The 23,472-nt window shown below is 63.5% G+C and carries 26 protein-coding genes; 17 read left to right on the top strand and 9 right to left on the bottom strand.

The genetic code is table 11. The features are described from left to right. Window positions 1–198 precede the first annotated feature (198 nt). The 6 genes from pstS to phoB all read left to right on the top strand — a co-directional run bounded on the left by pstS (window position 199) and on the right by phoB (window position 5,397). A complete protein-coding gene (pstS, locus tag LB529_RS15665; protein ID WP_095767366.1) occupies window positions 199–1,257 on the top strand; it encodes a phosphate ABC transporter substrate-binding protein PstS in 1,059 nt (352 codons plus the stop codon). Between the two features lie 64 nt (window positions 1,258–1,321). Next, window positions 1,322–2,308, top strand: a complete 987-nt coding sequence (gene pstC, locus LB529_RS15660; RefSeq protein WP_095767367.1) for a phosphate ABC transporter permease subunit PstC — start codon at window positions 1,322–1,324, stop codon at window positions 2,306–2,308. A gap of 3 nt (window positions 2,309–2,311) precedes the next feature. Further along, a complete protein-coding gene (gene pstA, locus LB529_RS15655) occupies window positions 2,312–3,163 on the top strand; it encodes a phosphate ABC transporter permease PstA (protein WP_095767368.1) in 852 nt (283 codons plus the stop codon). Next, window positions 3,160–3,963, top strand: coding sequence for a phosphate ABC transporter ATP-binding protein PstB (gene pstB / locus LB529_RS15650; RefSeq protein WP_095767369.1), 804 nt, complete (start codon window positions 3,160–3,162; stop codon window positions 3,961–3,963). Before pstA ends, pstB begins: the two co-directional genes overlap by 4 nt. A gap of 20 nt (window positions 3,964–3,983) precedes the next feature. Then, on the top strand, window positions 3,984–4,691 hold the full coding sequence (gene phoU, locus LB529_RS15645) for a phosphate signaling complex protein PhoU (protein ID WP_224602296.1): 708 nt from the start codon (window positions 3,984–3,986) through the stop codon (window positions 4,689–4,691). Window positions 4,692–4,707: 16 nt separating this feature from the next. Further along, window positions 4,708–5,397 carry a phosphate regulon transcriptional regulator PhoB gene (gene phoB / locus LB529_RS15640; protein ID WP_010911896.1) on the top strand — a complete coding sequence of 230 codons (690 nt, stop codon included), beginning with the start codon at window positions 4,708–4,710 and terminating at the stop codon, window positions 5,395–5,397. Window positions 5,398–5,730: 333 nt separating this feature from the next. Here phoB and LB529_RS15635 read toward each other — a convergent pair whose 3' ends face one another. Continuing rightward, window positions 5,731–6,972, bottom strand: coding sequence for an ROK family protein (locus LB529_RS15635; protein ID WP_140847045.1), 1,242 nt, complete (start codon window positions 6,970–6,972; stop codon window positions 5,731–5,733). Window positions 6,973–7,240: 268 nt separating this feature from the next. Here LB529_RS15635 and xylF point away from each other — a divergent pair, with 268 nt between their 5' ends. The 4 genes from xylF to LB529_RS15615 all read left to right on the top strand — a co-directional run bounded on the left by xylF (window position 7,241) and on the right by LB529_RS15615 (window position 12,436). Beyond that, complete coding sequence (gene xylF / locus LB529_RS15630) at window positions 7,241–8,281, top strand: D-xylose ABC transporter substrate-binding protein (RefSeq protein WP_224711564.1); 1,041 nt, start codon at window positions 7,241–7,243, stop codon at window positions 8,279–8,281. A gap of 230 nt (window positions 8,282–8,511) precedes the next feature. After that, window positions 8,512–9,864 (top strand): sugar ABC transporter permease, encoded by a 1,353-nt coding sequence (locus LB529_RS15625; protein WP_224711563.1) that lies wholly within the window; start codon window positions 8,512–8,514, stop codon window positions 9,862–9,864. Between the two features lie 16 nt (window positions 9,865–9,880). Next, window positions 9,881–10,681 carry an ATP-binding cassette domain-containing protein gene (locus LB529_RS15620; RefSeq protein ID WP_224527162.1) on the top strand — a complete coding sequence of 267 codons (801 nt, stop codon included), beginning with the start codon at window positions 9,881–9,883 and terminating at the stop codon, window positions 10,679–10,681. Window positions 10,682–10,813: 132 nt separating this feature from the next. After that, window positions 10,814–12,436 (top strand): CHASE domain-containing protein, encoded by a 1,623-nt coding sequence (locus LB529_RS15615; RefSeq protein ID WP_095767374.1) that lies wholly within the window; start codon window positions 10,814–10,816, stop codon window positions 12,434–12,436. Window positions 12,437–12,513: 77 nt separating this feature from the next. Here the strand turns inward: LB529_RS15615 and LB529_RS15610 are convergent, their stop codons facing one another. The 5 genes from LB529_RS15610 to LB529_RS15590 all read right to left on the bottom strand — a co-directional run bounded on the left by LB529_RS15610 (window position 12,514) and on the right by LB529_RS15590 (window position 15,723). Beyond that, a complete protein-coding gene (locus LB529_RS15610) occupies window positions 12,514–12,759 on the bottom strand; it encodes a YMGG-like glycine zipper-containing protein (RefSeq protein WP_095767375.1) in 246 nt (81 codons plus the stop codon). A 257-nt stretch (window positions 12,760–13,016) separates the two neighbouring features. Beyond that, entirely contained in the window at window positions 13,017–13,187 is a 171-nt protein-coding gene (locus LB529_RS15605) for a hypothetical protein (RefSeq protein WP_181164947.1), read from the bottom strand. Between the two features lie 212 nt (window positions 13,188–13,399). Next, entirely contained in the window at window positions 13,400–14,425 is a 1,026-nt protein-coding gene (locus tag LB529_RS15600; protein ID WP_224711585.1) for a sensor histidine kinase, read from the bottom strand. Window positions 14,426–14,594: 169 nt separating this feature from the next. Continuing rightward, window positions 14,595–14,759, bottom strand: coding sequence for a DUF1328 domain-containing protein (locus LB529_RS15595; protein ID WP_018429836.1), 165 nt, complete (start codon window positions 14,757–14,759; stop codon window positions 14,595–14,597). Between the two features lie 169 nt (window positions 14,760–14,928). Then, window positions 14,929–15,723, bottom strand: a complete 795-nt coding sequence (locus LB529_RS15590; protein WP_095767378.1) for a response regulator — start codon at window positions 15,721–15,723, stop codon at window positions 14,929–14,931. A gap of 219 nt (window positions 15,724–15,942) precedes the next feature. On the opposite strand from LB529_RS15590, the gene LB529_RS15585 reads away from it, so the two are divergent. After that, window positions 15,943–16,146 carry a NepR family anti-sigma factor gene (locus LB529_RS15585; RefSeq protein WP_095767379.1) on the top strand — a complete coding sequence of 68 codons (204 nt, stop codon included), beginning with the start codon at window positions 15,943–15,945 and terminating at the stop codon, window positions 16,144–16,146. Window positions 16,147–16,149: 3 nt separating this feature from the next. Next, window positions 16,150–16,701 (top strand): RNA polymerase sigma factor, encoded by a 552-nt coding sequence (locus LB529_RS15580; protein ID WP_040985057.1) that lies wholly within the window; start codon window positions 16,150–16,152, stop codon window positions 16,699–16,701. A 155-nt stretch (window positions 16,702–16,856) separates the two neighbouring features. On the opposite strand, the gene LB529_RS15575 is transcribed toward LB529_RS15580, so the two are convergent. After that, a complete protein-coding gene (locus LB529_RS15575) occupies window positions 16,857–17,240 on the bottom strand; it encodes a response regulator (protein ID WP_095767380.1) in 384 nt (127 codons plus the stop codon). Between the two features lie 149 nt (window positions 17,241–17,389). Here LB529_RS15575 and LB529_RS15570 point away from each other — a divergent pair, with 149 nt between their 5' ends. The 3 genes from LB529_RS15570 (at window position 17,390) to LB529_RS15560 (ending at window position 19,013) form a co-directional block, all read left to right on the top strand. Beyond that, window positions 17,390–18,142: a Crp/Fnr family transcriptional regulator gene (locus LB529_RS15570; protein ID WP_224711562.1), complete on the top strand. Its 753-nt coding sequence runs from the start codon at window positions 17,390–17,392 to the stop codon at window positions 18,140–18,142. Window positions 18,143–18,215: 73 nt separating this feature from the next. Next, a complete protein-coding gene (locus tag LB529_RS15565) occupies window positions 18,216–18,542 on the top strand; it encodes a YqjD family protein (protein ID WP_095767382.1) in 327 nt (108 codons plus the stop codon). Window positions 18,543–18,548: 6 nt separating this feature from the next. Beyond that, the gene (locus LB529_RS15560) at window positions 18,549–19,013 is read left to right on the top strand and encodes a phage holin family protein (protein ID WP_140847058.1); all 465 of its coding nucleotides are present in this window, start codon (window positions 18,549–18,551) and stop codon (window positions 19,011–19,013) included. A 15-nt stretch (window positions 19,014–19,028) separates the two neighbouring features. Here the strand turns inward: LB529_RS15560 and LB529_RS15555 are convergent, their stop codons facing one another. After that, window positions 19,029–20,552 carry a sensor histidine kinase gene (locus tag LB529_RS15555; RefSeq protein ID WP_411962513.1) on the bottom strand — a complete coding sequence of 508 codons (1,524 nt, stop codon included), beginning with the start codon at window positions 20,550–20,552 and terminating at the stop codon, window positions 19,029–19,031. A gap of 160 nt (window positions 20,553–20,712) precedes the next feature. Between LB529_RS15555 and LB529_RS15550 the strand changes: the two genes are divergently transcribed. Continuing rightward, window positions 20,713–20,916 carry a hypothetical protein gene (locus LB529_RS15550; RefSeq protein ID WP_095767385.1) on the top strand — a complete coding sequence of 68 codons (204 nt, stop codon included), beginning with the start codon at window positions 20,713–20,715 and terminating at the stop codon, window positions 20,914–20,916. 8 nt (window positions 20,917–20,924) lie between these two features. Here LB529_RS15550 and LB529_RS15545 read toward each other — a convergent pair whose 3' ends face one another. Continuing rightward, the gene (locus LB529_RS15545) at window positions 20,925–21,845 is read right to left on the bottom strand and encodes a diacylglycerol/lipid kinase family protein (RefSeq protein ID WP_224711560.1); all 921 of its coding nucleotides are present in this window, start codon (window positions 21,843–21,845) and stop codon (window positions 20,925–20,927) included. Window positions 21,846–22,086: 241 nt separating this feature from the next. Between LB529_RS15545 and LB529_RS15540 the strand changes: the two genes are divergently transcribed. Further along, on the top strand, window positions 22,087–23,451 hold the full coding sequence (locus LB529_RS15540) for a PRC-barrel domain-containing protein (RefSeq protein ID WP_224711584.1): 1,365 nt from the start codon (window positions 22,087–22,089) through the stop codon (window positions 23,449–23,451). Window positions 23,452–23,472 lie beyond the last annotated feature (21 nt).

Raw genomic sequence — 23,472 nt, 5'->3', positions numbered from 1 at the left:
AGACAAGTTGCTGATTTCCGCGGCAAACTCCGTCCGGCCCTTCGAGGCCGCTGCGGAACCCTTCCGAGCATCCTCGTCCAGACGTTACCGGGCTGACACGAAACTGTCATGCGACTGTAATAATCGAGGGCTATTGCGCTGACCGGGCGCCGATACAACGGGTGCCGAAAGACCATCTTCCGAACAGGAGCAGGCCACATGAGACATTTCATCCGCTCTGCGGCCGTTGCAATTGCAATGGCTGCGGCATCAACCCTTAGCATGGCCGCCGCGATGGCAGCCGACATTTCCGGCGCTGGCGCCACCTTCCCTTATCCGATCTACGCGAAGTGGGCCGACGCCTACAAGAAGGAGACCGGCATCGGTCTCAACTACCAGTCGATCGGCTCCGGCGGCGGCATCAAGCAGATCAAGGCCAAGACCGTCACCTTCGGCGCTTCCGACGCGCCGCTGAAGGGCGAGGATCTCACCTCCACCGGCCTCGCGCAGTTCCCGATGGTGATGGGCGGCATCGTGCCGGTCGTCAACCTCGAAGGCATCAAGCCGGGCGAGCTGGTGCTCGACGGTCCGACGCTCGCCGACATCTTCGCCGGCAAGATCACCAACTGGAACGACGCGGCGATCAAGAAGCTCAACCCCAAGATCAAGCTGCCCGACCAGGCGATTGCCGTCGTCCACCGTTCGGACGGCTCGGGCACCACCTTCAACTTCAGCTACTACCTGGCCGACGTCAGCGCCGACTGGAAATCGAAGGTCGGCGTCAACACCGCGCTTGAATGGCCGGTGGGCATCGGCGCCAAGGGCAATGAAGGCGTCGCCAACAACGTGTCGCAGACTGGCGGCGCGATCGGCTATGTCGAATACGCCTATGCCAAGCAGAACAAGCTCACCTATACCGACATGGTGAACAAGGACGGCAAGAAGGTCGAGCCGACCGCGAAGGCGTTCTCGGCCGCCGCGGCCAATGCCGACTGGAGCTCGCAGCCGGGCTACGGCGTTATCCTGGCCAACCAGGCGGGCGCCGAATCCTGGCCGATGACTTCCGCCACCTGGATCCTCGTCTACCAGAAGCCCGATGATGCGGCAGCCACGGCCGAAGCGCTCAAGTTCTTCGCCTGGTCCTATGCCAAGGGCGACAAGATGGCTGCTGAGCTTGACTACGTTCCGATGCCCGACAAGGTCGTGAAGAGCGTCGAGGAGATGTGGGGCAAGGACATCGTCGACAAGGATGGCAAGCCGGTCTACTCCGGCATGTAATTCCCGCCGAATGAGGAGGGCGCCTCTAGCGCCCTCCTGTCTCTTTCGAAATGCGAGGGGCTAAATGACAGCCGTTTCCGAAGCCGCGACATCGTCCGCCCTGCGGACCAGAGAAGCGACGGTGCGCCGCTTCGCCGTCACCGACATGGTTTTCCGGACGGCGACGCGCCTTTCCGCCATACTCGTGCTCGTTCTGCTCGGGGGGGTCGCGATCTCGCTGGTCGCCGGATCGTGGGAGGCCCTGTCGAAGTTCGGCTTCTCCTTCCTGACCACCGAATCCTGGAACCCGGTCACCGAGAATTTCGGCGCGCTCGCGCCCATCTACGGCACCATCGTCACTTCGGCCATCGCCATTCTCATCGCCGTGCCGATCGGCATCGGTATCGCCATCTTCCTGACCGAGCTTTGTCCGCGCCCGCTCAGGCGTCCGATTGGCATCGCCGTCGAGCTGCTCGCCGGCATTCCCTCGATCATCTACGGCATCTGGGGCCTGTTCGTCTTCGCGCCGTTCCTGCAGACGACTGTGCAGCCCTTCATCATCAGTCTTTTCCACGGCATACCGGGGCTCTCCAGCCTGTTTGCCGGTCCGCCCTACGGCATCGGCCTGCTGACCTCGTCGCTGATCCTCGCCATCATGGTGCTGCCTTTCATCACCTCGATCACCAAGGACGTGTTCGACACCGTGCCGGCGGTGCTGAAGGAATCGGCCTACGGCATCGGCTGCACGACCTGGGAAGTGACCCGGCGCGTGACCATCCCCTATACCCGCATCGGCATCATGGGCGGCGTCATGCTCGGCCTGGGCCGCGCGCTCGGCGAGACGATGGCCGTCACCTTCGTCATCGGCAACGCGCACCGCATCAGCGCCTCGCTGTTTGCGCCGGGCACGACGATCTCGGCGACCATCGCCAACGAATTCACCGAAGCCGACGGCAACCTTTATACATCCTCGCTGGTATCGCTCGGCCTGATCCTGTTCATCATCACCTTCATCATCCTCGCGCTCGCACGCTACATGCTGTTGCGCATCGATAGCCGCACGGGAGCCTGACCGATGTCGACTGCCGCATCGCTTCACCAAAGCCGCAAGCGCAAGAATGCCGTGATGATGACGCTGTGCGTCGTCGCGGCGGGCATCGGGCTGGCCTGGCTGGCGCTGATTCTCGGCGCCCTGCTCTACAAGGGGCTTTCCGGGGTGTCGCTCTCCGTGTTCACGGAAATGACGCCGCCGCCCGGCGATGCCGGCGGCCTGCTCAATGCCATCTACGGCAGCATCGTCATGACGATCATCGGTATCGTCGTCGGCACGCCGATCGGCGTGCTGGCCGGCACCTACATGGCCGAATACGGACGCTTCTCGAAGCTTACGACGGTGGTGCGCTTCATTAACGACATCCTCTTGTCGGCGCCTTCCATCATCATCGGCCTGTTCGTCTACGAGCTGATGGTGCGGCCGATGGGGCACTTCTCGGCGATTGCCGGCGCGGTCGCGCTGTCGATCCTGGTGATCCCCGTCGTGGTGCGCACCACCGAGGACATGCTGAACCTTGTGCCCAACGCGCTGCGCGAAGCAGGCACCGCCATCGGAGCACCGCGCTGGGTAGTGATCCGCTCGGTTGCCTATCGCGCGGCGCTCTCCGGCATCGTCACCGGCATCCTTTTGGCGATCGCCCGCATCTCCGGCGAGACGGCGCCGCTTCTCTTCACCGCGCTCAACAACCAGTTCTGGTCGAGCAATCTCAATGCGCCGATGGCCAGCCTGCCGGTAACCATCTTCCAGTTCGCTCTCAGCCCCTACGAGGAATGGCAGCAACTGGCCTGGACGGGCGCACTCATAATCACCCTGACGGTTCTCGGGCTGAGCATCATCGCCCGCAGCCTAACCGGACGCAGAGAGGACAGATGAAACCGATGTTGTCCACCGACCTGAACGCAGCCGACACGACCGTCGAGAAGGCCAAGATCGAGGTCAAGAACCTCAATTTCTACTATGGCCAGTCGAAGGCGCTGAAGGACATCAACCTGTCCCTGCCCGAGCGCAGCGTGACCGCCTTCATCGGCCCGTCGGGCTGCGGGAAGTCGACGCTGCTGCGCGTGCTCAACCGCATCTACGAGCTCTATCCGAAGCAGAGCGCCGAGGGCCAGGTGCTGCTCGACGGCAAGAACATCCTCGACCGCTCGCAGGACCTCAACCTGCTGCGCACCAAGATCGGCATGGTGTTCCAGAAGCCGACGCCGTTCCCGATGTCGATCTACGAGAACATCGCTTTCGGCGTCAGGCTCTATGAGAAGATCAGCAAGGCCGAGATGGACAGCCGCGTCGAGCAGGCGCTGAAGCGCGCAGCACTCTGGAACGAGGTCAAGGACAAGCTCAACGCCAGCGGCCTCAGCCTCTCGGGCGGCCAGCAGCAGCGCCTGTGCATCGCCCGTACCGTTGCGGTGAAGCCCGAGGTCATCCTGCTCGACGAGCCGGCCTCGGCGCTCGATCCGCTGTCGACCGCCAAGATCGAGGAACTGATCGACGAGTTGCAGGCCGACTACACGATCGTCATCGTCACCCACAACATGCAGCAGGCGGCGCGCGTGTCGCGGCAGACGGCGTTCATGTATCTGGGCGAGCTGGTGGAGTTCGACCGGACCGAGAAGATCTTCACCTCGCCCCGCGAAAAGCGCACGCAGGACTACATCACCGGCCGCTTCGGCTGAGCTCATACGAGGACATCATCATGGCCGAACATACCGTCGCTTCCTTCGACGAGGATCTGAGGCAGATCAGCCGGCTCATCAACGACATGGGCGATCTCGCCAGCTCGATGGTCGGCGCTTCGACCAAGGCCCTGCTCGAGACCGACAATGCCATGGCGCAGCGCGTCGTTTCCGACGATGCCATCATGGACGCGCGCCAGCGCGAGCTCGACGACCGTGCCATCACGCTGATCGCCAAGCGCCAGCCGATGGCCGACGACCTGCGCAATGTGGTCGGCTCGATCCGCATGGCGGGCGACCTCGAACGCATCGGCGACCTCGCCAAGAACATCGCCAAGCGCGTCGGCTCGGTCGGCGTCAGCGCCGCGCCGCGCGACCTCACGCATTCGATCGATTCCATGGCGCAGCTGGTGCTGATCCAGGTCCAGGCCGTGATCCAGGAATATACGGTGGGCGACGCCACGGCGCTGGCCAAGCTTCGCAACGACGACGAGCGCATCGACGTCAAATACACATCCGTCTTCCGGGAGCTCCTGACCTACATGATGGAAGACCCGCGCAACATCACCGCCTGCACGCATCTTCTGTTCTGCGCCAAGAATCTCGAGCGCATCGGCGACCATGTGACCAACATCGCCGAGAACGCCTATTATGTGCTGACCGGCACGCAATTGCCCGCGAATCGTCCCAAGCAGGACGAGACGACAATGTCGGCGCCGGCCGCCTGACGAAGGGTATCTGCCAATGATCGCGCCACGCATCATGGTGGTGGAGGACGAGGAGCCGCTTGGGGTGCTGCTCCGCTACAATCTCGAATCCGAGGGTTACCAGGTCGAAGTGGTGACCCGCGGCGACGAGGCCGAAATCCGCCTTCAGGAAAACGTCCCCGACCTGCTCGTGCTCGACTGGATGGTACCCGCGGTTTCCGGCATCGAGCTCTGCCGGCGTCTGAGGATGCGGCCCGAGACCGAGCGGCTGCCGATCATCATGCTGACGGCGCGGGGCGAGGAAAGCGACCGCGTGCGCGGCCTTTCGACCGGCGCCGACGACTATCTGGTCAAGCCGTTCTCGACGCCGGAGTTCATGGCGCGCGTCAAGGCGCTGCTGCGCCGCGCCAAGCCGGAGGTGCTGTCCAGCGTGCTCAAGGTCGGCGACATCGTGCTCGACCGCGAATCGCACCGCGTCTACCGCAAGAAGAGCGAGATCAGGCTCGGCCCGACCGAGTTCCGGCTGCTGGAATTCATGATGCGTCATCCCGGCCGGGTGTTCTCGCGCAGCCAGCTGCTCGACAATGTCTGGGGCGAGACGATCTATATCGACGAACGCACCGTCGACGTCCATGTCGGCCGCTTGCGCAAAGCCGTCAACAACGGCCGCATGCCGGATGTCATCCGCACCATCCGCGGGGCGGGTTACGCGATCAGGGAAGATTAGGGGTAAGGCGCCGAGGCGCTGACGGATTCTGTCTCCAGCATCGGATCGCGTGCATTGGCGATTAGTCGAGACGCTTGTGCTTCGTCATCCACGGGCGGAGCAAGGAGCGCAGCGACGCAGCGCAGACCCGAGGATCCATTCCGTGATGTCGATGCGTTGCGACAGTCCAGAATTCTGTGCCGCTGCGCTCGACGCGTGAGGTAGCGGCATGGATTCCAGGGTCTCCGCGACGGAGCTTCGCTCCTGCTCCGCCCTGGAATGACGAAGCTGCGGGGCCTTCCCTTCGCTAATTTCAAGCGTCTGCTGCTGTCCCCGGACCTCTTCAAGGCTGCCTCAGGCCACGTTCTTTCCCGTCCCCGCTCTTGCCTGGCCTCCCGGCGCGAAAATCTCCTGGTCGACGAAGGTCAGCGCGCGCATGGCGCAGCCTTCGCGGATCAGCGGCAACTCGTTCGGCTCGGTGTCGAAGGAGATCGATTCGGAGTGCTGGCCGCCGGCCGTCTGGGCGATCGCTTCCCTTAGCGCCGGCTCGATTAGGTCGAAGGCGGCCGCGCTGACGCCGACCATGGCGACAGGCGCCGGGTCGATGAGGGCGAACAGGCTGCCGAGACCGAAACCAAGCGCTTCGCCGGCCCGGCGGTAAGCCTCCCGTTCGGGGCCGTCCCTCTCGCGCGCCTTCGCGGCAAGGGCCCGCATGTCGGCGTCGCCGACGTCGACCGGCTCGGCGTCCTCGCTCATTTTCATGGCGCTGCGCCAGATCGCATAGTTGCCGGCATAGGCCTCGACGCAGCCGCGGCGGCCGCAGCGGCAAAGCGCCCCGCCCGGGCGGTGAATCATGTGGCCGAACTCGCCGCCGGATGAATGCGTGCCGGTGAACAGCGCACCCTTGAGCACGAGACCCATGCCGATGCCGTGCGACAACAGGATGGCGATGAAGTCGTCGCGATAGCGCTCCGGGTCGCGCCATTGCAGCGCCACCGCCATCATGTTGCAGTCGTTCTCCATGGTGGCGGAGATGCCGAACTCCTTCTCTAGGATGTCGGCGAAAGGAATGTCGGTCAGCGGCGTTATCGGCGACCACAGCATGGAGCGCGCATGCGAATCGGTGATGCCCTGAATGCCCATGGCGATGCGGGCGACGCTGCCAATGTCGAGGTCGGGATCCTGCAGCCGGCGCCGCACGATCGCCACGCATTCGCCGATCAACTCGTCGCGGGGCATAACAAGCGTGTCCAGGCGCTGCTGCTCCTCCGCAACAACTTGGCCGGCATAGTCGATCACGGCGACCGACAGGAAGTTCAGAGACAACACCACGGTCAGCACCGCGGCGGCTTCAGGGTTCAGCGCCAGGCCGATCTGCGGCCGGCCGCGTTTCAACGCCGTCGGCTCGCTGGCCTTGCTTTCGGTGAGAATGCCCTCCTGGATCAGGTCGGCGGAGATCGCCGAAATGGTCGAGTGGCTGAGCCCGGTGGTGGCGGCAATTTCGGTCCGTGATGGCTGACCGGCGCGGCGTACCGCCGAAATCACCATGGCGCGGTTGCGCCGGCGCAAGTCGTCATGGCGGATTCCGACCGACATCGTTTCGCACGTCCTCCCCGGTCATCGCGGCCTTGTGATAATGCCATGGCCTGTCGCTGACACGCTAGGGATTGTGGCAGAAGCCAGGGACCATGTCATTATTTATTGCGGATACCGAAAAAAATGCCTGAGCCCATCAAAACCCATCAGAATCTCGGTTGACAGCGCTGTGGTGCTGGACCACTATTTTTTTGAGGCTCGAAAAAAAGCCTCTGTGCCGGCCTTCGGGCCAGTCTGGGTCGCGCCGCACGGGCGCAGGGAGGATATCATGAAGAAATTTGCAGCCGCCATTCTGGCGGGCGTTGCCATGTCGCTGACGCTGGCGTCTGTCGCCGAGGCGAAGGACAAGGTGATCGGCGTGTCGTGGTCGAATTTCCAGGAAGAGCGCTGGAAGACCGACGAAGCAGCGATGAAGGCCGCCATCGAGGCCGCCGGCGACAAGTATATCTCGGCCGACGCGCAGTCCAATCCGGGCAAGCAGCTAACCGACGTCGAAAGCCTGATCTCGCAGGGCGCCAACGCGCTGATCATCCTGGCGCAGGATGCCTCGGCAATCGGCCCGGCGGTGCAGACGGCGCTCGATGAAGGAATCCCGGTCGTCGGCTATGACCGCCTGATCGAGAACAAGGACGTGTTCTATCTGACCTTCGACAACAAGGAAGTCGGGCGCATGCAGGCCCGCGAGGTGTTCAAGGCCAAGCCGGACGGCAACTATGTCTTCATCAAGGGCTCGGGCTCCGATCCGAACGCCGACTTCCTGTTCGCGGGCTCCATGGAAGTCCTGAAGGACGCCATCGACAGCGGCAAGATCAAGAATGTCGGCGAGGCCTACACGGACGGCTGGCTGCCGGCCAACGCGCAGAAGAACATGGAGCAGTTCCTGACCGCCAACGACAACAAGGTCGACGCGGTCGTGGCTGCCAATGACGGCACTGCCGGCGGCGTTGTCGCGGCGCTGACGGCGCAGGGGCTGGCCGGCACCGTGCCGGTCTCGGGCCAGGACGGCGACCACGCGGCGCTCAACCGCATCGCGCTCGGCACGCAGACCGTGTCGGTGTGGAAAGACGCGCGCGAGCTCGGCAAGAACGCCGCCGAGATCGCCTCGCAGCTCGCCGACGGCAAGAAGATGGGCGACATCGCCGGCGCCAAGGACTTCACGACGCCCGGCGGCAACACCGTCAAGTCGCTGTTCCTGACGCCGGTCGCGATCACCAAGGACAATCTCAACGTCGTCATCGACGCCGGTTGGATCAAGAAGGACGAGGTCTGCGCGGGCGTGCCCGCCGGCAGCGTCCAGGTCTGCAACTGAGCCTTGCCGACGTTCGATCAAAATACCTGCGCCGCGGCCAGGAGCGGTTCAATGAACCGCTCCTGGTTTTTGTTGCCGCAATCCCGGACGGAAAACCGCTACGCACTTTTCTGGGATTGCCTTAAAGCCGCGGCGTTTTCTCAAAAGATTTTGCCGTTCTGCCTCAGGCGGATAGCTTCTAGGCTGAGTTCCGGCATCCGCGCCAGACGGCAAGCCGGTGGGAGGAAATCATGACCGACACGACGTCTACCCAACCGGCGGACACCGCGCGCGCGTCGGAACTCGGCACTGTTGCCCGGTTCCTGAAGGCGACCGAGCTCGACACCCGCATGCTGGGCATGATCGGCGCGCTGCTCCTCATCTGGATCGGGCTGCATGTGATTTCCAGCCTGCGGCTTGGCGTCAACCCGCTCGACTTCGACAGCCGCACGTTCCTGACGCCGCGCAATCTCTGGAACCTGTCGGTTCAGTCTTCGGCCGTGGCGATCATGGCCTCCGGCATGGTGCTCGTCATCGTCATGCGCAACATCGACCTGTCGGTCGGGTCGGCCGAAGGGCTGATCGGCATCGTCATGGGCTTTGCCCAGGCGCATTTCCTGGTTCGCTTCGTCGGGCTTGAACTGGGAAACCCCTGGATTTGGGTTCTGGCGTTGCTGATCGGCCTGGCGCTCGGCCTCATCATCGGCGCCTTCCAGGGCTTCGTTATCGCCTATCTCGAAGTGCCGGCCTTCATCGTCACGCTTGGCGGATTGCTAGTATGGCGGGGCGCTGGCTGGTGGGTCACCAGCGGTCAGACCGTTGCGCCGCTCGACGCCACGTTCCAGTTGATGGGCGGCGGCCCGGCGGGCTCGATCGGCGCCAAATGGAGCTGGGCCGTCGGCATCGTCGCCTGCCTGGCGGTTATCTTCATGCATTTCAACGGCCGCGTGCAGCGCAAGCGCTTCCGCTTCCCGCTGCGTCCGGTCTGGGCCGAGACGCTGCTTGCCACGGTCACCTGCGCGGTCATCCTGGGCGCGGTGTGGCTCGCCAACTCCTATCCGTGGCCGGTCGGCATCGTGAACCGCTACGCCGCGGCCAACAACATCACCGTGCCCGAAGGCGGGCTGTTCATCGCGCACGGTATCGCCATTCCGGTTCTGATGGCGGTCGCCGTCGGCCTGATCATGACCTTCGTCACCAAGCGCACTAGATTCGGCCGCTACGTCTTTGCCATCGGCGGCAATCCGGAAGCCGCCAATCTTGCCGGCATCAACACGCGCTGGATCACCATGAAGGTGTTCATGATCATGGGCGTGCTGGCGACGATCGCGGCGGCGATCTCGTCGGCCAGGCAGAACTCCTCGACAAACGCGCTGGGGACGCTGGATGAACTGCTGGTCATCGCCGCGGCGGTCATCGGCGGCACGTCGCTTGCAGGCGGTTCCGGAACCGTGCTCGGCGCCATGCTGGGCGCATTACTGATGCAGTCGCTGCAATCCGGCATGGTGCTGCTCGGCGTCGATTCACCGCTGCAGAGCATCGTCGTGGGCGCCGTACTGGTCATCGCGGTGTGGCTCGACACCCTCTACCGCAAGCGCGTCTGATAGCAGGAGAAGGACCATGGCTGAAAAATCGTCTCCCGCCGGCGTTCCGCTGGTCGACATGCGCAACGTCTCGATCGCCTTCGGCGGCATCCGCGCCGTCGACGACGCATCTGTCGATCTTTTCCCCGGCGAAGTGATGGCGCTGCTCGGTCACAATGGCGCCGGCAAATCGACGCTGATCAAGATCCTGTCCGGCGCCTATAAGCGCGACAGCGGACAGATATTCATCAATGGCGAGGAGGCTTCGATCTCCAATCCGCGCGACGCCAAGAAATACGGCGTCGAGACGATCTATCAGACGCTGGCGCTGGCCGACAATGTCGATGCCGCGGCCAATCTCTTCCTCGGCCGCGAGCTGATGACGGGTTGGGGCACGCTAGACGACGTCGCCATGGAAGCCGAGGCGCGCAAGGTGATGGGCCGGCTCAATCCGCGTTTCCAGCGCTTCAAGGAGCCGGTCATCAAGCTGTCGGGCGGACAGCGGCAGTCGGTCGCGATCGCGCGCGCGATCCTGTTCAACGCCCGTATCCTGATCATGGACGAGCCGACGGCGGCGCTCGGCCCGCAAGAGACGGCGCAGGTCGGCGAACTGGTCAAGCAGCTCAAGGCCGACGGCATCGGCATCTTCCTGATCAGCCACGACATCCACGACGTGTTCGAGCTTGCCGACCGCGTCTGCGTGATGAAGAACGGCCAGGTGGTTGGCACCGCGCGCACCACCGATGTTACCCAGGACGAGGTCCTTGGCATGATCATTTTGGGCAAATGCCCGCCGGGCGCCATTCCGGGCCCGGGGGCGCTGAAAATCGCGGCATGAAGTCGAACTGGTAGCCGGCTAATTAACGGCTGCGTGATGTACCAACCGCGGTGATGGTTTGACCGCGCCATTGTGTTGGCGCCGAGACTTGCCCATAAAGATCGTCGACCGTCCACGGGCCGCATCCTTGATTTGAAGAAGCTCTTTCCGATCCTTGCCTTTGTCGCCGTCGCGCTGATCAGCCTGACCATGGCAGGGTTCGCCTATTTCGCGACGCAGGAGGCGGCGCGGATCAAGTTCGAGGGCACGGCCGACGACGCGCTCAACCGCATCGAGAGCCGCGTCGACCTGCATCTGTCGCTGCTGCGTTCGACGCAGGCGCTGTTCGATGCCCGCAACGGCGACATCTCGCGCGGCGAATTCAAGGCCTTCTTCACCGCTCTTGACATCGACGACAATTTCGCCGGGCTGCGCGGCATCGGTTTCCTGAGGCTCGCCAAGACCGGCGACGAGGCGGCGGTGGAACGCGACATCCTGCACGACCATGGGTCGGCGCATCCGATCTATCCTGCCACGACGCAGCAATGGCGCACGCCCATCGTGCTGTTCGAGCCGCTCGCTGCCTCCAACCAGTCGATCATCGGCTTCGATATGTTCACCGAGCCGGTTCGGCGCGCGGCGATCGAAAAGGCGATGGCAGACGACCGGCAGCATGCGAGCGGTTTGGTCCAGCTCGGCCAGGGCGCCGGCGTGGCGCAGACCTTCACGGGCTTCCTGGTTTTCGTGCGTCTGAACGTCGAAACCGCGCCCGAGGTGATCAATGCAAGCCGCTCCTCCACGTCCGGCTTTCTCTACGCTGCCTTCCGTGCGCAGGACTTGTTCCAGGTCGCGCTCAGCCGTTCTCCGCTGCTGCCGGTCAATGTCGAGGTCTATGACGGCAAGCCCGAGGACGGCAATCTTCTGTTCCGTTCGGAGGCGCCGCCGGCAGAACGCATCGGGGCGACGCTTCTGGCGCGTCGCGATATCGTTGTCGCGGGCCGGCCCTGGACCGTGCTGTTCAGGCCGACAAGCGCCTTCGAACCGCCGTCCTCGCGCGCCATTCCGGTGATGCTCGGGCTGTTCGGCCTGCTGCTTGCCGGCGCCATCGCGCTGGTGGCGCGTTACCAGGAGCGCGCCTATGAGGCGAAATCGGCGCTGCATGAGGCGACCGAGAAGAGCCTGCTGGAAAAGGATTTGATCCTGCAGGAGATGAAGCACCGCATCAAGAATTCGATCACCCGCGTGCTGGCGATCGCGCGACAGACGGCTTCGCAAGCCACCGACGTGAAGGAGTTTTCGGCTTCGTTCTCGGCGCGCCTGCAGGCCATGGCTGCATCGCAGGACATGCTGACCCGCTCGCGCTGGCAGAAGGCCGATCTTGGCGACCTGCTGCGCATCGAGCTCGGGCAGGTGTTCGGCAAGGACCTTCCCGACGGCGTGTTGTCAGGGCCGGAAGTGCTGCTGGACGAGACGACGACGCAGGCGCTAGGGCTGACCTTCCACGAACTTGCCACCAACGCACTGAAATATGGCGAGGCCGGCAGTTCGGTGGGCGCCCTCAAGGTCGACTGGAGCGTCAACGGCCGCGGTCGCGAGCGGACGCTGGTTCTGAACTGGCGCGAGGCGGGTCAGAAGGAACTGGAAGCGCCAGTCAAGACCGGCTTCGGCACCAAATTGATAGATCTCAACGTCACCCGCGAGTTGCGCGGCACGATCGCGCGCGACTACCACGCCGACGGATTGAAGGTGGAAATCAGGATCCCGCTGGGCGCGTAAGGCAAAACAGCGACTTGAATTTGAATTTAGAGCAAACCGGAGGCCGGCTGCCGGCCCCCGGTCTTTCCCGTGCTGAACTAGTTGCAGCGAGCCGTGTAGATCCGGCCGCGATGATCGCGATACTGGCAATAGCCGTTGCGCAGGTTGCGAACCAGAAGGCCCGACCCGGCGCCGACGGCCGCGCCGATCAGCGCACCCTTGCTGCCGCCGACCAAGCCGCCCACGCCGGCGCCGATCAGGCCGCCGCCGACGACGTCCTGCTCGGTCGTGGTGCAGCCGCTGACAGCGACCACGGCAACCATGGCAATCATCATCTTCCGCATAGAATTGCTCCTCACTTTTGTCCTCACTTTCGGCAGTGCCAGCAACCATTTAGCATGAAAAAAGGTGCTTTGCCTGCCCGATTTTACTGTTGCCTAACGTAGTGTTTTCGGAACGCTTGCCGTTCGACGCGACAAGCATGCCGGGCACCTCCAGCGTTACGAATTGCGTGCCGTCGGGCCGCACGTTCCCGACGATCTGATCGCAGTCGTCCAGCGCGGGATTCATAGTGGCCGACAAGTCAAAGCCGCGTGCGGGGTCAGAACAATTGCCAGGCCGCGGTCAAGGCCACGGCGGCCAGAAGCGCGATCGCGCCCAGGCGGAGCGAAAGATGCGACGACCGCGGCGCCGGCGGCAGCTCGGCATCCTGGAAGCCGCTCATCGAGACGCGGGCGGCCTGCTCCAGCCTGTTCATGTCGGCAACCATCATTTCAGTCTCCCCAGGTCGCGCCGGGGCGCGGGTGGGTTTCCGGCGCATCGTCAGCCGGGAGCGCAGGATCGGACTTTATGGTGAACAGCCGGTGAAGGGCTCCGCCGGCAAAGCGCTCCATCTCCGTCTGACGAAATTGCTGCAGCAAAGCCGCCGAGCCTGACGGTTGCACATTTTTCCTGGAATTGCTCTTACGCCATCGGCGGCGCCTCTCAATCCGTCTCGAAATTCCCGTGCGGAACGGTGAGACGGTATTCCATCCGGTCTCTGCCGATTTCCAGCGTCGCGGAGCCATTCAGCGACATCGGCACGACGCGTTCCAGCGCCACGCTGCCGAAACGCTTCTCATTGCGCTGCGCGTCGCCGACCGCCTCCGTCCAGGTCAGCAAGAGGTTGGGCGAGGTTCCCTCTTCAGCCTCGAGCTTGGCGCGCACCTCGACATGGCCGTCCGGCCGCGACAGTGCGCCATAGCTCACTGAGTTGACGGCCAACTCATGCATGGCGAGACCGATATGCAGGGCAGCGTTGGGGTTGAGGTAAGGATTTTCGCCCGCGAACCGCAGGCTTTGAGCCAGATCGCTGCTGTAGCGGCCGACCTGGCCGGATACGAGCTCGTGCAGCGCTGCTCCTCGCCAGTTGGAGGATGTGACGAGATCCTGCGAAGACGCGAGCGATTGCAGCCGGCCGCGAAACCGCGCCAGGAACTCGCCGAGCGTCTCCGTATACCGCCCGGTCTGAGTGGCGACGCTCTGGATGATGGCGAGCAGATTTTTCGATCGATGGCTGACTTCGCGCAGCAATGTCTTGAGGGTCTGCTCGCGGCGTTTCTGCTCCGTCGTCTCCACCATCGTCGTGACGACGCCGAGGACATCGCCGGCCTCCCCGCGGTCTGCATCGATCCAAAGCTGGAACCAGCGTACCCCCTGGTGCCCCGGAATGCTGAGCTCGAGCTGGTCCGGGTTGCCGGATTCGATCACCTTGAGTTTGGCGGCCCTTATGCGTTCGGCCTGCGCCGGCGAGAGCAAGTCCTTGCCGTCGGCTGTATCGGCGGCCCAAGGCGCGTTCATGTTGCGCGCCCAGACCGTTTCCATCTGCCGATCCTGGTAGAGAACCGAAATACCTGCATTGTGCAGGGCGTGAAGCAAGGCCCGCCCCACCTGCATCCCGCTTTCCGAGGGATGCATCGCGATCACTTCGCGCTTTCCGAACCTGTCTTGTGTGGGACCTTGGGAAGGCATCGGAAATCCCCCACTCGGCCCTTGAACGGCCCAATCCGCAACTTGTTCCGCACGAGTCGACACCCTGAAATTGGGCTTTCCAAAAACGGTCCGCCGGACGGTGCTCTTTCGAGGCGCCGTCCGGCGGTGGCTGGAAACCGTTTGAGGGGTGCGGCTTCCAGTGTTGCGGTCAGGCTCTTCTGAAGAGGCCTGCGATGAGCGAAATCACCAGGAAGGCGAGAAAGATGAAGAACAGGATTTGCGCGATGCCTGCCGAAGTGCCGGCGATGCCGCCGAACCCAAGCGCGCCGGCGATGATCGCAACTACGAGAAATACGAGCGCCCAGTACAGCATGATGCGTCTCCTTCTTATGTCGGGAAAAGAACGTGGCCAGATGCCGTTTGTTCCACCATTTGCTGAAAAAGACGATCCCCCAAAGCGAGCTTTTCAGACCGCACACAGCCAAGCATCACGCATGGCGCGAAGCCCTCGCATGACACTCGAGATCCAGCTTCGGAAGGGATCAGGCGGCGGCCTTGGCCTGACGGTCGAAGAACAGGGCCTGGCTGATCAAAGCCTTGACCATGTCGGGATTGAACGGCTTGGTGACCAGGAAGGCCGGCTCGGGCCGTTCGCCGGTCAGCAGGCGTTCAGGGAAGGCAGTGATGAAGATCACCGGCACAGGCGTCGAGGATAAAATCTCGTTGACGGCTTCGATGCCCGAGCTCCCATCGGCCAGCTGGATGTCGGCCAGAACCATTTTCGGCCGCGTCCTGCCGAACAAGGCCACAGCCTCGGCATGCGTGCGCGCCGTGCCGACGACGCGGTGGCCGAGGCTCTCGACCATCTCCTCGATATCCATGGCGATCAGCGGCTCGTCCTCGATGATCAGCACGTCGGTCGCAACTTGCCGGGAAATCTCGTTGCTCGCCTGGGCAAGCAGCTCCGAGAACTCATCCTCGTCGACGTCGAGGATCTCCGCCGCCTCGTCCTCGCTGAAGCCCTCGACGGCAACCAGAAGGAAAGCCTGCCTCGGCAGGGGCGCGATCGCATTCAGATTGGCCGCGGCCCGCTGCTCCCAGGCGGTCTGCGCCTGTTCCTGCGGCACGCGGATGGCCACGGAGGTGAACAGCCTGGCGAAAACCTTGTACAGCGCGATGCGGTCGCTCGAGGCTTCGGGGAAGATATTGGTATCGGCGATAATGGCTTCCAGCATCGCGGCGACCAGCGCGTCACCGCTCTCCTGCGATCCCGACACCGCGCGCGAGAAGCGGCGAAGGAACGGGAGATGCGGAGCGATGGTTGCGGACAGACTCATTATTGACGTCTCCCTCAGATGACGTTTCATGTTCAAGGCCGCATTGGTTGCAAGCCCCTCTGCTTCAAACGCCGGCTTCCGGAAAAAGTTCCGCCCGGCCGCGGAACTAAATTAGCAGGCAAGCGTTTCGGATCCAGGGATGGGCAACCAGACGAGGGTTCCGCTTGCGTTGTGGTTTGAGGTCGAAGAGCGGCTCGGGTGCTGGAAATTAGGGCTATTATGAAGGAAATGTCAAAAAAACAGATGGCTGATGCCGCAAGCAGGCATCGGAACGGGGATGGCAATCCGCTTGGTGCAAACTCCGAAATCGCGCGCAAGCTCAAGCAGTATTATGACGAACTGGTCTCGGATCATGTGCCGGACCGTTTCGCTCAGCTGCTCAGCCAGCTGGAACAGACCGAACCTGCCCAGAAAAAGGACTGAGGCATGGCGGCGGTATCCCAGAGCTTCAAGACCGAGCTGCTCGGCGCGATCCCGAGCCTGCGGGCTTTCGCCGTGTCGCTCACACAGAATGCCGACCGGGCCGACGACCTCGTCCAGGAAACGCTGGTCAAGGCATGGGACAAGCATGAGAGCTTCCAGCCGGGCACCAATTTGAAGGCCTGGCTGTTCACCATCCTGCGCAACGAATTCTATTCGCAGATGCGCAAGCGCGGCCGCGAAGTGCAGGACAGCGACGGCATCATGACGGCCAGGCTTGCCGTTCATCCGGCTCAGCATGGCCAGCTCGATCTCAAGGATTTCCGCGGCGCGCTCGAGCAACTGCCCGAGGACCAGCGCGAAGCCATCATCCTGATCGGCGCTTCCGGCTTCTCCTATGAAGAAGCCGCCGAGATCTGCGGCTGCGCGGTCGGCACGATCAAAAGCCGCGTCAGCCGGGCGCGCGCCAGGCTGCAGGAGATCCTCAAGATTTCCGGAGAGGACGAGTTCGGACCCGACGCGATCTCGGCGCAGGTCACAGGTTCGAACGCGGCTTAACTTTCCGGACGCGAAGGCGACAAGTTCCTGCTCGCACTATTCGGCGTCGTCATTCGGCACGCTTGACGTATCCGGCATTTCCTTGGTGAACCCGGATTCGCACCGGCCATGATGTGAGCGCGCAAGGCGGCCTGAGATCGCCTCGGCGGCGACCGTCAGGCCGCCGGGGCGGCCCGTCCGCAGGCGATCGCCACGGCTTCGACGAGATCGTCGCCCGAGTAAGGCTTGGTCACCAGTCGAACGTCGGGGAACGAGTTCTTGACTTCGTCCGAATCCGAATAGCCGGAGGCGAATACGAACGGCACGCCCTCTGCGCGCAACCGCGCGGCGAAATCCAGGGTCGACACCCCGCCAAGCATCAGATCGACAACTGCCGCGTCGAAGCTCGAAGGCAGCGCCTGCCCGTCGATGTCGGCGATCTCGCGCGCGATCGTCACATCCGCGGCGCCGTGGTCACGGCAAAGCTGCTCGACATCCATCGCTATCAGGAACTCGTCTTCGAGGACAAGAATGCGCAATCCGTCAAGCAATGCTGTCACCTATGGGGTATCTCCTTGGCAGCCGCACTCATGCGCGCAATCCGTCACGATGTCATTTAAAAAAGACATGGACATGACCCAGCGGAACCGCTGCCCCCCTCAAACGTTTCCTTGCGCCCCCTGGGGCAGGGATTTCGAAGAGGGGTCGAATGTCCGCACGTTTGGTTGCCACTCGCCAATATCCTTGCGAAAAATGCCCGCTGCGGCCGCTGCCGGCCTTCCGCGAATTCGACGAGCAGGAATTGTCATTTATCGACACCTTCAAGCGTGGCGAATTGGCGGTCGACAGAGGTGCGACCGTGCTGGTCGAAGGCAGCCACAGCGCGCATCTTTACACGGTGCTGTCGGGTTGGGCGTTCCGCTACAAGCTTTTGCCCGACGGGCGCCGGCAGATCCTCAATTTTTCCATGCCTGGCGACCTCATCGGCCTGCAGGGAAGTCTGATGGGCGAAATGCAGCATTCCGTCGAAGCCCTGTCGCCGATGCTGCTTTGCGTTTCCGAACGCGATCAGCTGCAGGAACTCTATCGCAGCCATCCCAGCCTTGCCTATGACATCACCTGGATCGCGTCGCGCGAGGAGCGCATGCTGGATGAGAACCTGCTCAGCATCGGCCGCCGCACCGCGCTTGAACGCGCCGCCTATCTTATCGCCTTCATCGCCCGCCGGGCTCGCGGCGCCGGCCTCAACGGCAAGACACCGGTGCAGATCCCGATCACGCAACAGCACATCGCCGACACGCTCGGCCTCTCGCTGGTCCATACCAACAAGACGATCCGCAAGCTGATGGACCGCAAGCTCATCATGTGGCGAGACGGCGGCTGCGAAGTGATCGACTATGACGGGCTGAAGAAGCTTGCCCGCTGGGAGGGGCTAGGCGAGGAATGCAGGCCGCTGATCTAGGTTTGGCTTGCGACGACCGGAACCATGGCGCCGAACGGGCGTTGAAACCAACGCAAACACAAGGAGTTAGAGAATGGCAACCGCCGCAGGCAAATCCGCCACAGACGAAGCAACCGCCGCCGATCTGGAGGCCGATATTGAGCAACTGAAAGCGGACATCCAGCGACTCACCGAGCAACTCGCCACGACCGGTCAACACGGCTACGGCGCGGCCCGTCGCGCTGCCGCGGACGGCGTCGAGCAATTGCGCGCGCAGGGCGAAGCCGCGTTCGAGAGCATGCGGGGAAGAGCCGAGGATATCGAAGCGCAGCTGATCGCCAAGGTGCGCGAGAAGCCGGTGACCTCGCTGGCCATCGCGGCGGGCGTCGGTTACCTGTTCGCCCTGCTTTCCCGCCGCTAACCGCAGATGGGGGCGCTTGTCTCGCTGATCTCGGCCCTCGCCTCGGGCGAGGCGATGGCCGCTTTGCACAGGGCGCGGACCGCGGCAATCCTTTACGGGCTTGCCGCCATTTTCGCCGTGTGCGGTGTCGGCTTCCTCATCGGCGCCGCCTACATCTGGCTGGCGGTCCGCTACGGACCGATGGCGACCAGTCTCGGCTTCGGCATCGGCTTCCTGGTGGTTGCCGGGCTCATCCTCGTCATTCACAAGCTGGCGGCCGGCATGCGCAGCAAGCGCCGCGCGCGGCGACGCCAGGCCAATATGACGGCGGCGGGCGTTACCGCCGCACTTGCCTTGCTTCCGGCCCTCGCCAAAAGCAAAGGCGGTCTTGGAGCCGTTGTCGCGCCTGCCCTGGCGGTCGTCGCGTATGCTATCTATCGCGAGAACACCAAGTCCGGGCCGTCGAAGCCGGACCCGGAAAACTTGCCTTGAGCAGTGCCGGAGCGGTCATTTCAAGGACGGCTCGAGCGGTATCGATATTTCGGCGAAGACGCCATCCGGGCGAAATTCGTGGATCACCTCGCTGTCGATGACCTTGGCGAGGCTGCGGCGGATCAGGATCGAGCCAAAACCCTGGCGATCCGGAGGCTCGACCCGCGGCCCACCGCTTTCGCGCCAGGTCAGCACCAGGCGGCGCGCGCCTTTGCGGCCTTGCGTCTTCCAGTCGAGATCGACTTTTCCCGACGGCGCGGAGAGCGAGCCGTATTTCATCGCGTTGCTGGCGAGCTCATGCAGGATCAGGCCGAGCCCGACCGCTTGATCGGGTGAGAGCAGAAGCTCGGGACCCGAAATCGCGATACGCGGCTGGCGGCCCGTGTCGAAAACCCTGACCTCGATGCGTGCCAATTCGCCGATGCCAATGCCGCGCCATTCGCGGTCGGACAGCAGATTATGGGCGGCGCCGAGCGCCTGCAGCCTGGCACCGAAGGCCTCCAGGAACACACTCGGCTGGCGAGCGTGGCGGACGGTCTGCGTCGCCAGCGCCTGCACGGTCGCCAATGTGTTCTTGACGCGGTGGTTGAGCTCACGCAGCAAGAGGCGCTGCCGCTCGTCGCCGAGCTTGCGCTCGGTGATGTCGTAGTTGACGCCGAAGATCAGCGTCGGCTTGCCCTCGCCGTCGCGTTCGATCACGCGTCCACGCGTGGCGATCCAGCGGGGTGGATGGACCCCCTTGACCCGGTACTCGCCAAAATAATCGTCGCTGCCGCTCAGCGCGTCGCGGAAACGCGTCTCGGTCTGGTAGACGTCGCGCGGGTCGATGGCGCGCAGGATGTCGCGCGCCTTCAGCCGGTTCGAAGGCGGCAGGTTGAAAAGCTCGGCCAGCAGCGTGTCGCATTCGATCATGTCGGTGCGTATGTCCCACGCCCAGCTCGCCAGGGAGGCGGCGTCGAGCGCGATGGCGCGGCGCTTTTCCTCGCGCGCCAGTTCCGCCTTGGCGATGGCGCCGTCGCGGGTGGCGTCCTTCAGTGCGAACAGGCTGGCCGCGAGGTCGGCCAGCATTCTCAGCTTCGCCACCTTGTCCTCGGCCGGAAACGGTCTCGGCTGGCGATCGAGCACGCAGAGCGTGCCGATCCTGGCACCGGCCACCATCATCGGCACGCCGATAAAAAAACGGATGTGCTGCTTGCCCGTGACCAGCGGATTGTCGGCGAAACGCGGATCGAGCGTGGCGTCGGTCACCACCATAGGATCGTCGCTGGCGGCGATCGCGTGGGCGCAGAAGGAAGTGCTGGTCGGCGTCTCCTTCTCGTCGAGGCCGATGCGCGCCTTTAACCGTCGGCGACTGCTGCCGATCAGGCTCACCAGCGCGACAGGCGCTTCGGCGATTGCCGCAGCGAGACCGGTGATACGGTCGAAGTCCGGATCGGTTGCGGTATCCATGGCGCCCAGGCCCTGAAGCAGGGCGAGCCGCTCCGCATCGATCACGACGCGGCTGACGTCCGCTGGGAAACTATCCGCCTTGCTGCTCACCATTCCCTCAAAACGCCACGCAATCGGCCATCATATAAACGCAATCGGTTGCCGCATGCTTGCGGGGCGTCTTTTCCCACACGGAACCTTCCCGAACAGGATCCGTTACCGACCATGTCGTGCCTGAAGCGCCCGCCGCCGCGCAGCATGGAGGCCAATCGTGACCAAGATCGTACCTGAAGACAAAGCTCGCCAGGGGCATTGGGGCTGGCACGCCCTCAGAATCCTCATCGCCGGGCTGCTGCTCGCCTTCATCGCGTGGGGCGCGGTCGAGATCTACGGCGAGCTGATCAAGTCGCCGACGACCCAGCAGAACGTGCCGACGGCGCCGCCCGCCGAGCAGAAATCCACTCAAGGCAGCTGATCTTTCCATCACGCCGCCTTCGCCTGCGCATTGCGGGACGGGACAAGCACGTTCAGGGCGCCGGGGTGACTCTCGACCGTGGTTTCCCTCTCCAGCCTGATCAATTCGCCGTCCAGCACCGCGCTGAACTTCCTGGTGGGCGAACGGATTTTCAGCACGACCTTGCCAGCCTGATGCACTTCGACATGCGCGCTCTGGCGCAACCTGCCGCGCAGCATGTCCAGCAGCAGCTTCGCCAGATGATGACGCCGGCGCGCGACGCTGACATAGATGCCGAGCACGCCGCCAACCGGGTTGTCGGCATAGGGCAGGTGGCCTTCGCCGAACAGATTGTTGGAGATGCCGATGCCGGTCGTGCGGGTGACGATCTCGGCCTTGCCGATGCTCAGGCTCACCTTGAGCGCCGGCGGGTTCTTGATAGCCGCCCACGCCGCGCGCACGGACGCCTGCATCTTTCCAAGGCGCGAGCCGAAATCCATTTTCTCGCGCAACTGGACCATCTTGGCGTGCATGCCCACGGAGAACTGATGCACGAAGGGCTGGCCGTTGGCGCTCGCCATATCGACGGCGATCACCTCGCCGTCGGCAAAGGACTGCAGCGCCGCTTCCAGTGTCTGCGGGATGCCCAGGCCGCGCGCAAACAGGTTCATCGTGCCGGCCGGCAAGATGGCCAGGGCCTTCTTCTTGTTCATGAGGAGGGATGCCGCGGTGGAAATCGTGCCGTCGCCGCCTCCGGCGAGAACAACGTCGATATTTCGCCTGGCGATGACCTTTTCCAGCGCCGTGGCGACGTTGCGACCGGCAACGATGTCGATCTCGACCGAATGCCCCGCCGCTTCGAGGGTCTGACGCAGCTTTTCGGAAAATGCTTCCATGTCGATGGTACGGAGGGTGCCGCCGTCCTGGTTCAGCACCGCAGCAAACCGCATATCGTGCTCCGTTCGGGTCACTTTGAGCCGGCAGACCCTCAGCCGCAGGCTGAAACGAGGAGGCCGCCGCAAAGGTTCCGCCGGGAGGTCAGCAATCCACGGACGCGTGAACGCGTTGCGGTTGGAACAACCCTCCGGTCACAACGTTGTGAACCTGTAGACATTGCCGCTTCCGACCTGCCGTCAAGAGGCTGGCCAAGGAGCGTCATGCACAGATCAGGCACGAGGAGAGACCATCATGATGATCCGCACTCTTTTTGCGACGACCGCGATCGCAACCCTTCTAGCAACCGGCGCTTTCGCGCAGACGACGCCCGCCCCGGCTCCACAGCCCCCAGCAGCCGAGAATCCGGCGCCGGTCCCGCGCGCCGATGGCGCCCTGATGAGCAATATTATCGGCGAGTCCGTCTATAACGGCACGGGAGACGATGCACAGAATATCGGCAAGGTTGACGATGTCGTCTTCGATGCCAGCGGCAATGCCAAGTCGGCCATTATCGGGGTCGGCGGGTTCCTTGGCGTCGGCAAGAAGGACGTCGCTTTCGACTACGGCAAGCTGGAATGGGCAGAGAAGAACGGCGACCGCTGGCTGGTCGCCAAGTCGACCAAAGAGGAGCTGAGCGCTCTGCCGGCATTCGACCGCAAGCCGTATGATCCGGCACCGACGCAGTCGACCGGCGCTACGCAGCCCGCCAATAACACGACGACAGCCCAGGCTCCCGCGGCCGCACCGGCCGAGCCGGTGAAGAAGGCGGAGGGCAACATCGCCACCAACATCATGGGCGAGTCGGTTTATAACGGCACTGCGGACGATGCTCAGAAGATCGGCGACGTGAAGGACATCGTGCTTGCCAAGGACGGTAAGGCCGAGTCGCTGGTGATCGGCGTCGGCGGCTTCCTCGGCATCGGCACGAAGAACGTCACTTTCGACTTCGACAAGGCGAAATGGGCGGAGAAGAACGGCGACCGCTGGCTGGTGGCCGAGACGACGAAGGAGCAGCTGCAGGCCCAGCCGGAGTTCGACCGCAAGCCCTATGATCCGGCGCCTGGCACGACAACGGCCGCGAACAACGCGCCGGCAACGACCACGCCTGCGGTGGTCGCTTCGGGCACGACGTCCGATAAGGGAGCCAAGCCGGCAGAGCCCGCCAAGCCGACGGCCGAGAACAAGCCTGCGACGCCGCCGGCCCAGAGCACGGCTGAGAACAAGCCTGCCGATAATAGCGGCGCTGCCACCGACCAGACCAAGACCGCTTCCATCGACAAGTCGACACTGACCGAGATGCCGATGGGCAACATGCGCGTCGACGATCTCAAGGGCACGACGGTCTATGGCGCCAACGACGAGAAGATCGGTTCAATCGGCGACGTCGTGTTGACGCCCGACAACAAGCCGGACGCGGTCATCGTCGATGTCGGCGGCTTCCTCGGCATCGGCGCCAAGGAAGTGGCGATCGGCATGGATAAGCTCAAATTCATGACCGACAAGAACGGCAAGAAGTATCTCTACACCAACTTCACCAAGGAGCAGCTGCAGGCGCAAACGGCCTATGACAAGAGCAGTTATGCCGCCAACCGCGACCAGCAGCGGATGATTCTGAAGTGACGATCAGGGAGTAGGCGGTAG

Source organism: Mesorhizobium sp. CA5 (genome assembly GCF_020165105.1).
Taxonomy (GTDB): domain Bacteria; phylum Pseudomonadota; class Alphaproteobacteria; order Rhizobiales; family Rhizobiaceae; genus Mesorhizobium.
Note: the sequence above shows the minus strand (reverse complement) of the source record. Positions and strands in the feature narration are given on the sequence as shown.

What these genes read in the sequence shown, in the direction of transcription:
- LB529_RS15590 (WP_095767378.1), bottom strand. Translation starts at nt 15,723, where the DNA reads ATGAGTCTGTCCGCAACCATCGCTCCGCATCTCCCGTTCCTTCGCCGC.
- pstA (WP_095767368.1), top strand. Translation starts at nt 2,312, where the DNA reads ATGTCGACTGCCGCATCGCTTCACCAAAGCCGCAAGCGCAAGAATGCC.
- LB529_RS15635 (WP_140847045.1), bottom strand. Translation starts at nt 6,972, where the DNA reads ATGTCGGTCGGAATCCGCCATGACGACTTGCGCCGGCGCAACCGCGCC.
- LB529_RS15600 (WP_224711585.1), bottom strand. Translation starts at nt 14,425, where the DNA reads ATGCCTTCCCAAGGTCCCACACAAGACAGGTTCGGAAAGCGCGAAGTG.
- phoB (WP_010911896.1), top strand. Translation starts at nt 4,708, where the DNA reads ATGATCGCGCCACGCATCATGGTGGTGGAGGACGAGGAGCCGCTTGGG.
- LB529_RS15565 (WP_095767382.1), top strand. Translation starts at nt 18,216, where the DNA reads ATGGCAACCGCCGCAGGCAAATCCGCCACAGACGAAGCAACCGCCGCC.
- phoU (WP_224602296.1), top strand. Translation starts at nt 3,984, where the DNA reads ATGGCCGAACATACCGTCGCTTCCTTCGACGAGGATCTGAGGCAGATC.
- pstS (WP_095767366.1), top strand. Translation starts at nt 199, where the DNA reads ATGAGACATTTCATCCGCTCTGCGGCCGTTGCAATTGCAATGGCTGCG.
- LB529_RS15605 (WP_181164947.1), bottom strand. Translation starts at nt 13,187, where the DNA reads ATGATGGTTGCCGACATGAACAGGCTGGAGCAGGCCGCCCGCGTCTCG.
- LB529_RS15610 (WP_095767375.1), bottom strand. Translation starts at nt 12,759, where the DNA reads ATGCGGAAGATGATGATTGCCATGGTTGCCGTGGTCGCTGTCAGCGGC.
- LB529_RS15620 (WP_224527162.1), top strand. Translation starts at nt 9,881, where the DNA reads ATGGCTGAAAAATCGTCTCCCGCCGGCGTTCCGCTGGTCGACATGCGC.
- LB529_RS15585 (WP_095767379.1), top strand. Translation starts at nt 15,943, where the DNA reads ATGAAGGAAATGTCAAAAAAACAGATGGCTGATGCCGCAAGCAGGCAT.
- LB529_RS15560 (WP_140847058.1), top strand. Translation starts at nt 18,549, where the DNA reads ATGGGGGCGCTTGTCTCGCTGATCTCGGCCCTCGCCTCGGGCGAGGCG.
- LB529_RS15580 (WP_040985057.1), top strand. Translation starts at nt 16,150, where the DNA reads ATGGCGGCGGTATCCCAGAGCTTCAAGACCGAGCTGCTCGGCGCGATC.
- xylF (WP_224711564.1), top strand. Translation starts at nt 7,241, where the DNA reads ATGAAGAAATTTGCAGCCGCCATTCTGGCGGGCGTTGCCATGTCGCTG.
- LB529_RS15595 (WP_018429836.1), bottom strand. Translation starts at nt 14,759, where the DNA reads ATGCTGTACTGGGCGCTCGTATTTCTCGTAGTTGCGATCATCGCCGGC.
- pstC (WP_095767367.1), top strand. Translation starts at nt 1,322, where the DNA reads ATGACAGCCGTTTCCGAAGCCGCGACATCGTCCGCCCTGCGGACCAGA.
- pstB (WP_095767369.1), top strand. Translation starts at nt 3,160, where the DNA reads ATGAAACCGATGTTGTCCACCGACCTGAACGCAGCCGACACGACCGTC.
- LB529_RS15570 (WP_224711562.1), top strand. Translation starts at nt 17,390, where the DNA reads ATGTCCGCACGTTTGGTTGCCACTCGCCAATATCCTTGCGAAAAATGC.
- LB529_RS15625 (WP_224711563.1), top strand. Translation starts at nt 8,512, where the DNA reads ATGACCGACACGACGTCTACCCAACCGGCGGACACCGCGCGCGCGTCG.
- LB529_RS15540 (WP_224711584.1), top strand. Translation starts at nt 22,087, where the DNA reads ATGATCCGCACTCTTTTTGCGACGACCGCGATCGCAACCCTTCTAGCA.
- LB529_RS15545 (WP_224711560.1), bottom strand. Translation starts at nt 21,845, where the DNA reads ATGCGGTTTGCTGCGGTGCTGAACCAGGACGGCGGCACCCTCCGTACC.